This is a genomic window from Pseudomonas sp. FP818, from assembly GCF_030687335.1.
Taxonomy (GTDB): domain Bacteria; phylum Pseudomonadota; class Gammaproteobacteria; order Pseudomonadales; family Pseudomonadaceae; genus Aquipseudomonas; species Aquipseudomonas shahriarae.
The window spans coordinates 4,202,467-4,216,243 of the sequence record NZ_CP117427.1 but is presented as its reverse complement, the minus strand read 5'-3'; the positions used below and the strand labels follow the sequence as shown (position 1 = coordinate 4,216,243).

Sequence of the window (13,777 nt, the reverse complement as noted above, 5' to 3'; positions counted from 1 at the left end):
CCGAGTCCTGACGATGAACACTGAATTTCGCAAATCGCTCCCCGGCAGCCGCCTGGATTACTTCGACGCCCGTGCGGCTGTCGAGGCCATCACCCCCGGTGCCTACGCCACGCTGCCTTACACCTCCCCGCGTGCTCGCCGAAAACCTGGTGCGTCGCTGCGACCCGGCGACTCTCAACGCTTCCCTGAGCCAATTGATCGAGCGCAAGCGCGACCTCGACTTCCCCTGGTTCCCGGCCCGGGTGGTATGCCATGACATCCTCGGCCAGACCGCCCTGGTAGACCTCGCCGGCCTGCGTGACGCCATCGCCCTGCAAGGCGGCGACCCGGCCAAGGTCAACCCGGTGGTGCCGACCCAACTGATCGTCGACCACTCCCTGGCCGTCGAGGCCGGTGGTTTCGACCCGCAGGCCTTCGAGAAAAACCGCGCCATTGAAGACCGCCGCAACGAAGACCGTTTCCACTTTATCGAGTGGACCAAAAAGGCTTTCAAAAACGTCGATGTGATCCCGCCGGGCAACGGCATCATGCACCAGATCAACCTGGAGAAAATGTCCCCGGTGATCCAGGTGCGTGACGGCGTGGCCTTCCCGGATACCTGCGTCGGCACCGACAGCCACACCCCCCACGTCGACGCCCTGGGCGTAATCGCCATCGGCGTCGGCGGCCTGGAAGCCGAGAGTGTGATGCTTGGCCGCGCGTCGTGGATGCGCCTGCCGGAAAGCGTTGGCGTCGAACTGACGGGCAAGCTGCAACCGGGCATCACCGCCACCGACATGGTGCTGGCCCTGACCGAGTTCCTGCGCCAGCAGAAAGTTGTCGGTGCCTGGCTGGAGTTCTTCGGCGAAGGCGCCTCAGCCCTGACCCTGGGCGACCGGGCCACCATCTCCAACATGGCTCCGGAATACGGCGCCACGGCGGCGATGTTCTACATCGACGCGCAGACCATCGCTTACCTCAAGCTCACCGGGCGTGAAGACGAACAAGTCGCCCTGGTCGAGCAGTATGCGCGGCACACCGGCCTGTGGGCCGATGACCTCAAGGGCGCGCAATACGAGCGTGGCCTGAGCTTCGACCTGTCCAGCGTCGTGCGCAATATGGCCGGCCCGAGCAACCCGCACGCCCGCGTGGCCACCAGCGACCTGGCGGCCAAGGGCATTTCCGGGCAATGGGATGACGTGCCGGGGCAAATGCCCGACGGCGCGGTGATCATCGCCGCCATCACCAGTTGCACCAACACCAGCAACCCACGCAACGTGATCGCCGCCGGCCTGCTGGCGCGCAATGCCAACAAGCTTGGGTTGGCCCGCAAAGCCGTGGGTCAAGTCGTCCCTGGCGCCGGGTTCGAAAACCGTGGCCATGTACCTCGACGAAGCCGGGCTGACCAGCGAGCTGGAGCAGCTGGGTTTTGGCGTCGTGGCCTTCGCTTGCACCACTTGCAATGGCATGTCCGGTGCACTCGATCCGGTGATCCAGCAAGAAATCATCGACCGCGACCTGTACGCCACCGCCGTGCTCTCGGGTAACCGCAACTTCGACGGGCGCATCCACCCGTACGCCAAGCAGGCATTCCTGGCTTCGCCACCGCTGGTGGTGGCCTATGCGATTGCCGGTACCATCCGCTTCGATATCGAGAAGGACGTGCTGGGCCTGGACGCCACCGGCAAGGAAATCCGCCTGCAGGACATCTGGCCGAGCGATGAAGAAATCGACGCAGTGGTCAAGGCCTCGGTCAAGCCGGAGCAGTTCCGCCAGGTCTACATCCCGATGTTTGCGATCCACGAGGACACCGGCCCGAAAGTCACGCCGCTGTACGACTGGCGCCCGCAGAGCACCTACATCCGCCGCCCGCCGTACTGGGAAGGCGCCCTGGCCGGTGCGCGTCCGCTCAAGGGCATGCGCCCGCTGGCGGTGCTGCCGGACAACATCACCACTGACCACCTGTCGCCGTCCAACGCGATCATGCTCGACAGCGCCGCCGGCGAATACCTGGCGAAAATGGGCCTGCCGGAAGTCGACTTCAACTCGTATGCAACGCACCGCGGCGACCACCTGACCGCCCAGCGCGCGACCTTTGCCAACCCCAAGCTGTTCAATGAAATGGTCCAGGAAAACGGCAAGGTCAAGCAGGGTTCCCTGGCGCGCATCGAGCCGGAAGGCAAGGTCACACGGATGTGGGAAGCCATCGAAACCTACATGGAGCGCAAGCAGCCGCTGATCATCATTGCCGGCGCCGACTACGGCCAGGGTTCGTCCCGCGACTGGGCGGCCAAGGGCGTGCGCCTGGCGGGTGTGGAAGCGATTGCCGCCGAAGGCTTCGAACGCATCCACCGCACCAACCTGGTGGGCATGGGCGTGCTGCCCCTGGAATTTTTGCCGGGTACTGACCGCAAGACCCTGCAGATTGATGGCAGCGAAACCTATGACGTGATCGGCGAGCGCACCCCGCGTGCGCAGTTGACCCTGGTGATCAACCGCAAGAATGGCGAGCGTGTCGAAGTGCCGGTGACCTGCCGCCTGGACACCGCTGAAGAAGTGTCGATCTACGAGGCGGGCGGCGTGTTGCAGCGTTTTGCCCAGGACTTCCTGGAATCGGCGGCGACCGCCTGAAGAGGATAACCATGACACACGTAGCGCAAATCAAGATCGCCGCCACCTACATGCGTGGCGGCACCAGCAAGGGCGTGTTTTTCAACCTCAAGGACCTGCCCGAATCGGCCCAGGTCCCGGGTGCGGCGCGCGATGCCTTGCTGCTGCGGGTGATCGGCAGCCCCGATCCCTATGACAAACAGATCGACGGCATGGGCGGTGCCACCTCCAGCACCAGCAAAACCGTGATCCTCGCCAAGAGCACCCACGCCGAGCATGACGTGGACTACCTGTTTGGCCAGGTCTCCATCGACAAGCCGTTCGTAGACTGGAGCGGCAACTGTGGCAACCTGTCAGCGGCTGTTGGCTCGTTTGCCATCAGCAGCGGCCTGGTGGATGCGGCCCGCATTCCCCACAACGGCGTGGCCGTGGTGCGGGTCTGGCAGGCGAATATCGGCAAGACCATCATCGCCCATGTGCCCATCACCAACGGTGCGGTGCAGGAAACCGGCGACTTCGAGCTGGATGGTGTGACCTTCCCGGCGGCGGAAGTGCAACTGGAGTTCATGGACCCGGCAGCGGAAGAAGAGGGCGGCGGCGGTTCGATGTTCCCCACCGGCAACCTGGTCGACGACTTGGAAGTGCCGGGTGTCGGCACCTTTAAGGCGACGCTGATCAACGCGGGAATCCCGACGATTTTTATCAATGCCGAAGACCTCGGCTACACCGGCACCGAGCTGCAAGGCGCGATCAATAGCGATCCCAAAGCCCTGGCCATGTTCGAGCAGGTACGGGCCTATGGTGCATTGCGCATGGGCCTGATCAAGCACCTGGACGAAGCGGGCCAGCGCCAGCACACGCCGAAGGTGGCGTTTGTGGCCAAGCCTGCGGATTACCTGGCCTCCAGTGGCAAGGCGATCAAGGCCGGCGATGTGGATCTGCTGGTGCGCGCGCTGTCCATGGGCAAGTTGCACCACGCGATGATGGGGACGGCGGCGGTGGCGATTGGCACGGCGGCGGCGATTTCCGGAACCCTGGTCAACCTCGCGGCGGGCGGTGTGGAACGCAACGCCGTGCGCTTCGGGCATCCGTCCGGCACCTTGCGCGTGGGCGCCGAAGCCAGCCAGGTCAACGGCGAATGGGTGGTAAAGAAAGCCATCATGAGCCGCAGTGCGCGGGTCTTGATGGAAGGCTACGTGCGCGTGCCCGGCGACGCATTCTAAAGCTCTGCGCCGGCCCCGATATGTGAGCGGGCTTGTGTGGGAGCGGGCTTGCCCGCGAGAGCGGCGTGTCAGTCACGCAGATACCAACTGATCCAGCGCTATCGCGGGCAAGCCCGCTCCCACAAGGGGGCGGCGGCCTCTGGATTTATGTACGAGAGCAGGCATTCAGACCTGCCACAAACCACCCACCCTGAGCCTGAGGAAGGAACACACCCAACCCATTTTGGAGTACTGCCATGAGCGCCAACGTCGACCAGAACAACCGCCCCGACTACGACCCGGTTTTGCAGGACATTGCCGATTACGTCCTCAACTACCGCATCGACTCCCCGGATGCCCTGGACACCGCCCGCAACTGCCTGATGGACACCCTCGGTTGTGGCCTGCTGGCCCTGCGTTTTCCCGAGTGCACCAAGCATTTGGGACCGATTGTCGAAGGCACAGTGGTGCCGTTCGGTGCGCGGGTGCCGGGTACGTCCTATCGCCTGGACCCGGTCAAGGCCGCGTGGGACATCGGCTGCATCGTGCGTTGGCTCGATTACAACGACACCTGGCTCGCCGCCGAATGGGGCCATCCTTCGGATAACCTCGGTGGCATTCTCGCCGTCGCTGATCACCTGTCGCAAAAACGCGTGGCCCATGGCGAGGCGCCGCTGACCGTGCGCGCGGTGCTGGAAGCGATGATCATGGCCCACGAAATCCAGGGTGTGATTGCCCTGGAAAACTCCTTCAACCGCGTCGGTCTTGACCATGTGCTGTTGGTGAAAGTGGCCTCCACTGCGGTCTGTGCCAAGTTGATGGGGGCCAACCGCGAACAGATGCTGTCGGCACTGTCTCATGCCTTTGTCGATGGTCAGGCCTTGCGGACCTACCGGCATGCGCCAAACGCCGGGTCACGCAAATCCTGGGCGGCGGGGGATGCATCCAGTCGTGGTGTACGTCTGGCGGATATCGCTCTGCGTGGCGAGATGGGCATCCCCGGCGTGCTGAGCGCACCGCAGTGGGGCTTCTACGACGTGTTGTTCAGTCACACCAACAAGGACCTGGCCCTCAAGCCTGAGGACAAGCGCGCATTCAGTTTGCCCCAGCCCTATGGCACTTATGTGATGGAAAACGTGCTGTTCAAGATCAGCTTTCCTGCAGAGTTCCACGCCCAGACCGCCTGTGAAGCTGCTGTCACCTTGCACCCGCAGGTCAGGCACCGCTTGCACGAGATCGAGCGCATCGTGATCACCACCCACGAGTCGGCCATTCGCATCATTTCCAAGGTCGGCCCACTGGCCAATGCGGCCGACCGCGACCATTGCCTGCAATACATGACAGCCGTGCCCCTGGCGTTTGGCAACCTGGTCGCCGAGCAGTACGAAGATGAGTTCCATACAGCGCACCCGATCATTGATGAGTTGCGCGGCAAAATGGAAATCGTCGAAGATCCACGCTACAGCCGCGAGTACCTGGAAGCGGACAAGCGTTCCATTGCCAACGCGGTGCAGGTGTTCTTCACCGATGGTTCGAGCACCGAGCAGGTCGCGGTGGAATACCCGATTGGCCATCGTCGGCGCCGGGCGGATGGCATTCCTTTGCTGGAAGACAAGTTCAAGGCCAACCTGGGGACACGCTTCCCCGCGCAGCGCAGCGCCGAGATTTTTGCACTGTGCAAGGATCAGGCACGGCTTGAAGCGACGCCGGTGAACCGGTTTGTGGATTTGTGGGTGATATGAGGGCGTCGGGCGGCGAGTTGTGAAGTGGACATACTTTGCTATTCGTACGCCCGACATCGCCGGAACCTTATTCCGATAATGACCAATCAGATAGCCAGATGACCTGTTTTTGCCGGGGCATCCGGGATGCAATGCCCGTGAATCAACTACCTGAATCTGAGAGGTCCACTATGACGAGCGTAAGTCATTCGCAGTACGCACCCAGCCAGCCCTATGAAATGCCTCCCAAACCAGCGTCCGTGCAGAACGAAGGCCGTGCTGAAACGGATGCCCCGCCCGGCGCGCAAGCAGATTCAACTCCACCCCGCCCACCGATGACTGCGCAGCAGCGTGGGCAGTTTGCGGCACATAAAGGCCTGGTCAATGCACCGTCATCCAATGCCAGTACTAACTCGCCTCAACTGGCGCAGCTCTCCCAGGAAAACAACCAGCTGCGTGACAGTCTTAACCAGTTGGTTGCCCACTTCACGCCGATAATCACTGAGCTTGAACAGCAGATAGCAAACCTGGGGCAGCAAGCCGGCATGATGGAGAGCCCTGCAAAAGGGGGCGCCCCATCGAAACAAGATGCCAGTGGCCGCGCAGAAGCAGGGCAGGGCAAAGTGCCGCCTGAAGCCAGTGCTCGCGCAGACAACAACACGCCGGTGTCGGGGTCGGAGGCACCTCGTAGCCTCGAGCAGCTGACTGCTGAAAATGACCAACTGCGCGAGACGATTGAGCGCCTGCAAACCCAGTTCACGGCGGTGGTAACTAAGCTGCAAGAGCAGATCCAGGCGTTGACCCAGAAAATGGGGGGGGCAGATGCCTCCGCAAACGAAGCCCCTGCCGCAGGTCCGAAGACTGACAGCAATGCCCCGTCGGCCCCCACATCGGCTGAGCAAGCGCCCGGTGCCAAGGACGCTCCAGCAGCGGCTCAGCCCCATGAGCCAACGCCACCGGCGAACCGCAGCGCTGACGATCTCATGCGCGACAACCAGCAACTGCGCGCACGTATAGATCAAATGATGACTGAGTTCACCCAGGTGATTACCCAACTGCAACAGCAAGTCCAGCAATTGAGTGCCCAGATCAAAGCCCAGGCGAAGTAAAGGCAAGCGTGCCAATAGGGGCGTTTACCCCCCCCCGTTGGCAGCTTGACGCTTCACTCGAACCGCAAGATCACCCGCCGGTTGTGCTTGCTTTTTTTCTCGATTTTCTCGCAGAACACCCGGCCGATTTCTTCGGTGTTGACCACATGGGTGCCGCCACACGGCTGGATATCAATGCCGGCAATTTCAATCACCCGCACCGCGCCCTGGATCACCGGGGGCGCGACCGCCTGGGTGCGGGTGATCTGCAACAGGGTGGAGTATTCGGACGCCGGCATCGACAGCGACTTGACCTCATGGGCCTGCTCGATCAAGGCATTGAGGTCGCGGGTGATGCTCTCCTTGTCCAGGGTCATTTCCGGTAGGTCGAAATCCAGGCGGCCCTTGTCGGCGCTGATGCTGCAACCGGTCACCGGCGCGTCGATGATCGAGCACAGCAGATGCAGGCAGGTGTGCATCTTCATGTGCTGGTAGCGCCGTTCCCAGTCCAGGCCGGCGTCTACCTGTGCGCCTGCGCGCAATGACTCGGGGCAGTGGTCCACTTGATGCCAGATGATCGAGCGCAGTACCGGGTCGCGCACAGTCCCGGTCACGTTGACTCGGCTGCCGTCCGCCAGAGTGAAGTAACCGGTGTCTCCGGGCTGGCCACCCCCGGTGGGGTAGAACAGGGTGTGCTCCAGGGCCACGCCCTGTTCGCTGACGGCAATCACGCGGGCGCTGAAGGCGTTCTGGTAAGGCGCGCTGTCAAACAGCGCCAGGGTTTCCATAGTGTGTACGGACATGTTCATCCTCCAACGATCAGTGGGCTGGTTTGCAGCAGGCGCCGCACCATTGCGCTCAACCCGGGTGGGGAGAGCAGGGTGACTTCGAACTTCGCCCCGCACACCTTCAGGTTCAGGGGCAGGCGCGGGGGATAGGTGGGGGCCTGCAGCGTACGCAGGCGAAACTGCAGGTGATGACGCTCCTTGACCGTGGGCTCCAGCACCACGCCGGACAATGGATGGAAGTCGGCATCCAGCAGCGTGACCCGGTGGCTGATGTCGACTTCACCGACCACATGCAGGCGCTCGTCGAGGGCAAAGGCTCCGAGGTAGTTGCTGGCGTCCGATTCGTCGTTTTTCTGCAACTGGATCTGGTTGACCACCTTGACCTTGGTGCCTGCGGGCACGTCCTGGGTGATGACACAGGAGGGGCTGATAAACACGTTGTCGCCGATCAGCACATACCCGAGCACCCTGGCGCCTGCGCCGACTTCCACGTTATTGCCCAGGCGCGGGTGGCGCTTGCCGTCCGGGTTGTTGGCGATGCCCCGGGCGCCCAGGGTCACGCCACACAGGATGTAGCAGTCATTGCCGATCTCGCAGGTTTCGCCGATTACCGTGCCAAAGCCATGATCCAGCACAAAGCGCCGGCCAATGCGGGCGGCCGGGTGGATTTCGGCGCCGGACAGGAGCTTGCCCTGGTTGCTCAAAGTCAGCGCAATGGCGCAGAACTGGCCGTGGGCCGGGTCGGGAAGGTTCCAGACACAATGCGCCAGCCGGTAATACAGCACGGCCTTGAACGAGGCGTAGGACTCCAGGATCAGTTCACCCCGGCCGCGGGACGCCGGATCGCGCCAGGCGTAGGCGATCAGGTCCTCGGCCACTTCCTGCGCCGCTGGCTGGATCAACTCCGCCAGGTGTGGCTGCAACTGTGCCATCTGCGCTGGCGACAGGGTGGCGATGAGGTGGGTCAGCAACTCATCGTGCAGCTGTTGCATGTCGATAAAGCCTCCCATGGAAGGCACCCCCGTAATTGTCGTTATTCGAAACAGGGCAGATAACTGTCGGCGCTGTCGTACACCATGGTCAGGACGACGGTGTCGGTGGGCAGTTCCGGGGCGAGCTTGGCGATGGCCACCATATTGGCGGCCGACGACAGTCCCAGGCTGATGGCGTCGGTACGCATGATGCGCTTCATCATTTCCAGGCAGTCGAGGCGCGAGACCTTGAGCATGCCGTCCAGCACATTCAGGTTGAGAATGCTCGGGATCAAGCCGATGGACAGGCCCTGGATATGGTGCGGCGCATGGCGGTCGCTGAGCAGGTCGCACTCCTCGGGTTCTACACCCATCACGCGGATCTGCGGCCAGGCGGCCTTGAGGGTTTCACCGATCCCGGTGATATGGCCCCCGGTGCCGATACCGCTGACGAAGTAGTCGACCTGGCGCTCGCCAAAGGCGCGGATGATTTCCGGGGCGGTGGTGTCGCGATGGGTCTGGGGGTTGGCGCCGTTGCGTTGCTGGTTGAGCATGACGAAGCTGGGGTTTTCCAGCTGCAGCTCCATGCACTTTTCGCCATGGGAGTTATTGCCCAGGCGGCTGTCCGACAGCACCACCTTGGCCCCATACAGGCGCAGCAGCTTTTGCTTTTCGGGGCTGTAGTTGTCGGGAATCACCAGCACCACTTTGTAGCCCAGCACATTGCCGGCCATCACCAGGCCGATGCCAGTGTTGCCCCCGCTGGGTTCGATGATGGTTTGCCCTGAGTTACGAATCAGGATGCCCCGGCGCTCGGCGTCGAGGATCATGCCCAGGGCAATCCGTGCCTTGTGGCTACCGCCCGGGTTCAGGGATTCAAGCTTGGCGAAGACCTCGATGCCGAGGTCTTCGGAGAATTGTTCCAGGCGCACGATGGGCGTTTGGCCGATGGCGTCGAGTATGGAGTTGTGCAGCATCAGATAAGTACCCCCAGGCCTGTGATCAGTACAAAGGCATGTCGGGTTCGACGTCGCGCACCCAATGTTTCATGCCGCCTTCAAGCACCCGGGTGTTGGCAAAGCCAGCGGCTAGCAAGGTGCTGGCGGCCTGCTCGGCGCGGATGCCGGCGTAGCAGATCAGGTAGTGGGTGTTGTCACGGCTGAGCGTGTCGAGGTGCTCGTCGAGCTGGGCCAGGGGGATGTGCACCACGCCGGGCAGTTGGCATACCTCCAGCTCGCTGGCGTCGCGCACATCCAGCAGGATGTCGGCGCTGCTGCGCTGCTCCAGCAACTGCTTGAGCATCTGGGGCTTGATGTAGTGCTCTGCGGCCAGGCTTGGAGCGCTGCGGATGGCATCGGCACAGACGGTGGCTGGGGGCTGATGTTCTTCACGCAGGTCGGAGCAGCACGGGCAGTCGGCGCGGCGCTTGAAACGGATTTCACTGAACTTCATGGCCAGGGCATCAAAGCGCATCAACCGGCCGGACAAGGATTCGCCCAGGCCAATCAATAGCTTGATCGCCTCGGTGGCCTGGATCATCCCGACCACGCCGGGCAGTACACCGATGACCCCGCCAGCACTGCAATTGGGCGCCAGTTCCGCCGGCGGGGCGTGGGGGTACAGGCAGCGGTAGCAGGGCCCGCCCTGGTAATTGAACACGCTGATCTGGCCGTCGAAACGGTAGATCGCGCCATACACCAGCGGCTTGCCCAATTGTACGCAGGCATCATTGACCCGGTAGCGGGTCTCGAAGTTGTCCGTGCCGTCGATCACCAGATCGTAGTCGCCGACCAGTTCCAGGGCATTGTCGGCGTTCAGCGCGGTGTCGTAGGTGTTGATCCGGATGTGCGCGTTGAGGTCCTGCAGCCGGCGCTTGGCGGATTCGACCTTGGGCAGGCCCAGGGTGCTGTTGCCATGCACCACCTGGCGTTGCAGGTTGCTGCTTTCCACCACATCGAAGTCCACCAGCCCCAGGGTGCCGATGCCGGCAGCGGCCAGGTACAGGCTGATGGGCGAGCCCAGGCCGCCGGTGCCGATGATCAGCACCCTGGCTTTCTTCAGGCTCAGCTGCCCTTCGCGGCCGACACCGGGCAGGGTGATATGGCGCACATAGCGCTGCACTTCCTCGTTGCTCAAGGACTCGATGTCCATGCCGCCGGAGGTGGCGAGCAATACTTCGATTTTTGCTTTTTCGGGCAGCGGCTCGTCGGGGCCGATCAGTTCTTCCCCGGCCGTGAACAGGAAGTGTTCCTTGAGCCGGCCGTTGTTCTCGTGGAACAGGTGCGCCCGCAGCTGCGGGTAGCGGGCACAGAGGCCTTCAATGACTTCGCGCAATGTCGATCCGGCACCCTCGAGGGTCGATTCTGGCAACTTGGCCACACGGGCCAGGATGTCGGGGAAAGAGACAGCGTTCATGTACAACTCCGTTTGCAGGTCGTTGAAGGGGTTGAGGGCGAAGTGCGTGCCATCCCAGGCAAACAGCTTCGACCCAAGGGCCTTGCCCTGGCGGACATCCACCACCAGGTAACTGACGGGGTAGATCGGTTCCCCCATGTAGAGGGCCTTGTCCTGATCCTCGTCGCTGAAGTAGGCACCGACATCCGGGTGGGAGTGGTAAATCACCACCACCGGGTTGTCCGTGCGAAAGGCCTTGTTCATCAGCAGCGTGTCGGTCACCGAGAAGGTGTAGCCGTTGGCCGCGCTGCGGGGGTAGGCCTCGGGGTTCTTGCGGTGCAACTCGTTCTGGATATTGCTGCCCAGGTACACGCTGCCGTCGGCAAAGACAAAGCCGCAGCACTCTTCGGGATAGGTGCGGCAGGCGTGGGCGTAGATCTGCTCCAGGGCGGTTTGGCGGAGGACTTCCATGTTTCTCTCGCGTGGTGGGGAAAGGGTCAATTGGGTTTTGCCAGCAGCTTTTCGATCGGCAGCTTGGTGATTGCAAAGCCGGCCAGCAGGATCGCCGAGTACAGCATCAGGTCCCGGGACAGTTCCAGGCCTTCGTACCAGGCACCGATGATCACGGCGAACACCGGGAAAATAATGAAGACGAACGACAGGATGATCGGGCTCAGGCGCTTGAGCAGCATGAAGTACACGATAAAACCTCCCACCGACGCTACCAGACCCAGGTAGAACAGGGCGCTCCAGGACCGCAGGGTGATGGCCTCGAAGGTCGGCGATTCAAACCAGAGGCCGGCGACGAACAGCATCAGCCCGGCAATCCCGATGGGCAGGGTGTTGTAGGTGATCACGCTGATGGCGCTGCCTTTTTGCTTGGTAATGACATAGCACAAGGCATGCATGATCGCGGCGGTCAGAATCGCCAGTACGCCGAAGAACTCGGCATGGTCAAGGTGCAGTCCCTGACTCTTGAGGATCATGTACAGGCTGCCGAAACCGATGCCGATCCCGATGACCTGGGAAAAGTAGATGCGCTCGCGTAGGAACAATGCCGAGAAGATCAGGATAAACACTGGCATACAGCTGAACAGCAGGGCGGTCAGGCCGGACGAGACGTGCATCTCGCCGTAGTTGAGCAGGTAGTACGGCACGCTGAAATAGCACAGGGTCACGAACACAAAGAACCAGCGGCTCTCCCGTGGAAACAGGATCGGCTCGCGCCGCACCAGGGCAAAACACAGGAACAGCGGAAAGGCGATGAGGAAGCGCAGGCCCGCCGAGGTCAGTGGCGGCACGCTTTCCACCGCGATCTTGATCCCCAGCCAGGTGGTGCCCCAGCTCAGGCAGACAATCAGAAACATCACACTGGTGATCAGGCCAGCCAGCCATTGTTTGTGGTTTTTGGTTTTTTCGGCATTTTCGATGACGGCGGACATTGGCATTGTTTATTGCTTCCCTGAGCCGGAATTGAACTCTATATTGAACTTGTAATTAGAGGTTTCACCCGGTGAATGAACCCGTAAAAGCACACTATTAGGGCGAATGATGGCTGTCAAAACAAATATTGACATGGTGTCAATCATGCGAGAGGGACTGTCCAATGGGCAGGGTGTGAAGTACAAGCGCCTGTCAGATGTCATGGAGCGGGGCATCCTCGAAGGCTTGATCGAACCGGGGCGCAAACTGCCCCCTCATCGGGTGCTTTCCGACAATCTGGGGGTGACCATCGGGACCATCAGCCGTGCCTACGGTGAACTGGAACGCCTGGGCCTGGTGGTGGCACGGGTGGGCGACGGAACATTCGTGCGCAAGCGTGGGATGGAGCGCCAGCGTGACGAAGGCTTTCGCAACGTCAGCGAGGAGCCGCGGCAGTACTTCGATATGAGCCGCAATATGCATATCCCTGGGCAGGAGACCACGTTCCTGGCCCAGAGCTTTGAAACCCTGGCCACCAATGCCAAGTTCCTGCAGGACATCAGTGCCTACACCCCGGACGCCGGCTTGCCCCGCTACCGCGCGGCAGGTGCGCAATGGTTGGTGCAGCGCGACTTTCACCCGATTCCCGAGCAGGTCATCTGTGTCAATGGAGGCCAGCATGGGTTGCTGTGCGCCTTGATGGCGTTGGTGCGCGCGGGCGACACGGTGGTGACCGAGCAGTTGACCTACCCCGGCCTGATCACCGCCGCGCGGATGCTGGGCATTCGCCTGATCGGCCTGGAAATGGATGAGGAAGGCGTGTTGCCAGCAGCCCTGGAGGAAGTCTGTCGCAATCACCGGGTGGCCGCCCTGTACTGCACGCCGACCATCCAGAACCCGACGACGGCGGTGTTGTCGGTCGCCCGCCGTGAGGCACTGGTCAGGGTGTGTCGCGAGCACAACCTGCTAATCCTCGAAGACGAGGCCCACGGTGTGCTGGTGCAAGATCGCCCGCCACCCCTGAGTCACTTTGCCCCGGAGCGCACGATTCTGATCAGCAGCCTGAGCAAGGCCGTGTCGGCCGGCTTGCGGGTGGGTTATGTGCATGCGCCACCGGCGCTGGTCAGCCGTATTTCTGCGGCCCTGCGTTCAACCTGCTGGATGGCCACGCCGGTGACCCTGGAGCTGGCCACGCAGTGGATTGAAAATGGCACGGCAGAGCATCTGCTGCGTCAACAGGTCAGTGAAATCAGCCGCCGCAAGGCGTTGGTCGAAGACCTGCTGAGCGGCCTGGAGTACCGGACTCACCTCAACAGCCCGCACTTCTGGATTGAAGTCCCGGAGCCTTGGCGGGCGTCGGAAATCGAGGCTGAACTCAAGCAGAACAATTACCTGATCGCCACGGCAGAAGCGTTTGCCGTAGGGCAGACGGCGGTGCCGCAGTTTATTCGGGCGAGTATCTGCAATACGTCTGAGGATGATCAGTTGCTGAGGGCCGGATTTGATGCGCTGGCTACGGCGCTGGGGCAGGGGGGGGACCGGTTCCACCTGTAAATGTTGTGGCGAGCGGGCTTGCCCGCGTTGGGCTGCGCAGCAGCCCCA

At 62.1% G+C, this 13,777-nt stretch carries 9 protein-coding genes and 1 pseudogene; 5 read left to right on the top strand and 5 right to left on the bottom strand.

Features of this window, described 5'->3' with window-relative positions:
- Nucleotides 1-13: 13 nt before the first annotated feature.
- From acnD to PSH80_RS18970, 4 genes and pseudogenes are all read left to right on the top strand, one after another.
- Nucleotides 14-2,610: pseudogene (acnD, locus tag PSH80_RS18985) on the top strand (Fe/S-dependent 2-methylisocitrate dehydratase AcnD).
- Nucleotides 2,611-2,621: 11 nt separating this feature from the next.
- On the top strand, nucleotides 2,622-3,812 hold the full coding sequence (gene prpF / locus PSH80_RS18980; protein WP_305417923.1) for a 2-methylaconitate cis-trans isomerase PrpF: 1,191 nt from the start codon (nucleotides 2,622-2,624) through the stop codon (nucleotides 3,810-3,812).
- Nucleotides 3,813-4,048: 236 nt separating this feature from the next.
- The gene (prpD, locus tag PSH80_RS18975) at nucleotides 4,049-5,533 is read left to right on the top strand and encodes a 2-methylcitrate dehydratase (RefSeq protein WP_169989633.1); all 1,485 of its coding nucleotides are present in this window, start codon (nucleotides 4,049-4,051) and stop codon (nucleotides 5,531-5,533) included.
- 239 nt (nucleotides 5,534-5,772) lie between these two features.
- On the top strand, nucleotides 5,773-6,621 hold the full coding sequence (locus PSH80_RS18970) for a hypothetical protein (protein WP_128592852.1): 849 nt from the start codon (nucleotides 5,773-5,775) through the stop codon (nucleotides 6,619-6,621).
- Nucleotides 6,622-6,674: 53 nt separating this feature from the next.
- Here PSH80_RS18970 and PSH80_RS18965 read toward each other — a convergent pair whose 3' ends face one another.
- The 5 genes from PSH80_RS18965 to PSH80_RS18945 are packed head-to-tail and all read right to left on the bottom strand — an operon-like array spanning nucleotide 6,675 to nucleotide 12,144.
- Nucleotides 6,675-7,403, bottom strand: coding sequence for an alanyl-tRNA editing protein (locus tag PSH80_RS18965; RefSeq protein ID WP_057960346.1), 729 nt, complete (start codon nucleotides 7,401-7,403; stop codon nucleotides 6,675-6,677).
- Nucleotides 7,404-7,405: 2 nt separating this feature from the next.
- Nucleotides 7,406-8,398 carry a serine O-acetyltransferase gene (locus PSH80_RS18960; RefSeq protein WP_120733866.1) on the bottom strand — a complete coding sequence of 331 codons (993 nt, stop codon included), beginning with the start codon at nucleotides 8,396-8,398 and terminating at the stop codon, nucleotides 7,406-7,408.
- Between the two features lie 23 nt (nucleotides 8,399-8,421).
- Entirely contained in the window at nucleotides 8,422-9,336 is a 915-nt protein-coding gene (locus tag PSH80_RS18955) for a PLP-dependent cysteine synthase family protein (protein ID WP_057439531.1), read from the bottom strand.
- A gap of 25 nt (nucleotides 9,337-9,361) precedes the next feature.
- Nucleotides 9,362-11,224: a molybdopterin-synthase adenylyltransferase MoeB gene (gene moeB, locus PSH80_RS18950; RefSeq protein WP_305417918.1), complete on the bottom strand. Its 1,863-nt coding sequence runs from the start codon at nucleotides 11,222-11,224 to the stop codon at nucleotides 9,362-9,364.
- A gap of 26 nt (nucleotides 11,225-11,250) precedes the next feature.
- Nucleotides 11,251-12,144 (bottom strand): DMT family transporter, encoded by an 894-nt coding sequence (locus PSH80_RS18945; RefSeq protein ID WP_162947804.1) that lies wholly within the window; start codon nucleotides 12,142-12,144, stop codon nucleotides 11,251-11,253.
- 160 nt (nucleotides 12,145-12,304) lie between these two features.
- Between PSH80_RS18945 and PSH80_RS18940 the strand changes: the two genes are divergently transcribed.
- Complete coding sequence (locus PSH80_RS18940) at nucleotides 12,305-13,729, top strand: PLP-dependent aminotransferase family protein (protein ID WP_115129428.1); 1,425 nt, start codon at nucleotides 12,305-12,307, stop codon at nucleotides 13,727-13,729.
- Nucleotides 13,730-13,777 lie beyond the last annotated feature (48 nt).

Excerpts from the sequence above, each read along its gene's own strand:
- moeB (WP_305417918.1), bottom strand. The coding sequence starts at position 11,224 with ATGGAAGTCCTCCGCCAAACCGCCCTGGAGCAGATCTACGCCCACGCC.
- prpF (WP_305417923.1), top strand. The coding sequence starts at position 2,622 with ATGACACACGTAGCGCAAATCAAGATCGCCGCCACCTACATGCGTGGC.
- PSH80_RS18955 (WP_057439531.1), bottom strand. The coding sequence starts at position 9,336 with ATGCTGCACAACTCCATACTCGACGCCATCGGCCAAACGCCCATCGTG.
- prpD (WP_169989633.1), top strand. The coding sequence starts at position 4,049 with ATGAGCGCCAACGTCGACCAGAACAACCGCCCCGACTACGACCCGGTT.
- PSH80_RS18965 (WP_057960346.1), bottom strand. The coding sequence starts at position 7,403 with ATGTCCGTACACACTATGGAAACCCTGGCGCTGTTTGACAGCGCGCCT.
- PSH80_RS18960 (WP_120733866.1), bottom strand. The coding sequence starts at position 8,398 with ATGGGAGGCTTTATCGACATGCAACAGCTGCACGATGAGTTGCTGACC.
- PSH80_RS18940 (WP_115129428.1), top strand. The coding sequence starts at position 12,305 with ATGGCTGTCAAAACAAATATTGACATGGTGTCAATCATGCGAGAGGGA.